This is a genomic window from Mesorhizobium sp. WSM4847, assembly GCF_055811335.1.
In genome coordinates this window covers 1-1,015 of record NZ_JBVVPY010000090.1, presented here as the reverse complement: position 1 = coordinate 1,015, position 1,015 = coordinate 1, and the positions used below count along the sequence as shown (strand labels likewise).

At 56.8% G+C, this 1,015-nt stretch carries 1 protein-coding gene; it reads right to left on the bottom strand.

What is annotated here, in order from left to right:
- A partial coding sequence (locus AC0L28_RS34635) for a CapA family protein (RefSeq protein WP_473482979.1) occupies positions 1-999 on the bottom strand: 999 nt, incomplete at its 3' end.
- Positions 1,000-1,015 lie beyond the last annotated feature (16 nt).

Here is a 1,015-nt window from a genome sequence, read left to right as displayed (position 1 = left end):
TTCGAAAAAATTACCAAGTCCATAGAAGATGGGTCGGCCCTTATAGATTTCTATGCCCCGTAGCTGATGCGACCCATGACCGATATATGCGTCGGCCCCGGCATCAATCATCCGATGCGCAAACGATGGTTCATAATCAGGGACTACCTGGCGGCAATTATCAGGCTCGTGCCCGTGGTTCGTCAGAATGCAGAAGTCGGCGAACTGCTTGCCCCGACGAACGTTTCTTACGATGCCCGCGATATCGCGCTGGTTTGGTTCATAACTGAGTCCCGCCGTGTCGCCCGCTTTGTATGTCGTTCCGTCGATGACGACCACGTTGAGATCTTCACCGCCAGGCCAGTGGCAGGGCAACACAGCACGTATCTGCCTCAAACTCTCGAGCATCTCGGGAGGAACCACGATCGTTTTCGCCAAACGAAGGGCGTTGAGTCCTGGTCTGCCTGGCGCTTCGCCAGCGGGATCGCCGGCACGAGCCATAGGCATGAAGGTTGTAGCACACGAAACCAACGCTACGCGACCGCGTGCGGTCTCTAAGAAGCGAGCGGCGCCGGCTTGTGCAAGATTCTCGCCCACGCCGGCATGGATGATCCCATTCTGATCGAGCACCCGGCTCGTTTCGCGCATGCCTTCAACGCCCCAGTCAAGCGAATGGTTGTTCGCGCGACCGACGATGTTGAACCCCATCGCCTTCAAATCAGGACCGACCTCCGGCAGGCTGAGGTGATACGCACCGCCGTATTCAGCCTGCGGGTACCCATTGAACGATCGGATGTCGACGATGTTCACTTCCAGGTTGCCAAACGTGACATCAGCATCTTGAAGAATCTGGACGACGACGCCGAAGCCAGAATCCTGCGATTTGGTCACCGCTCGCGACACGATGAGGTCACCAACTGCCACAATCGTGAATCCGTCCGCCACGTTCGTTGCAATCGAACCGACCACATCAAAGCCAGCATCTCGCTGGGCAGGATGACCACCGTTCTCGTTTTCCATGGACTTTCCTTCGTCT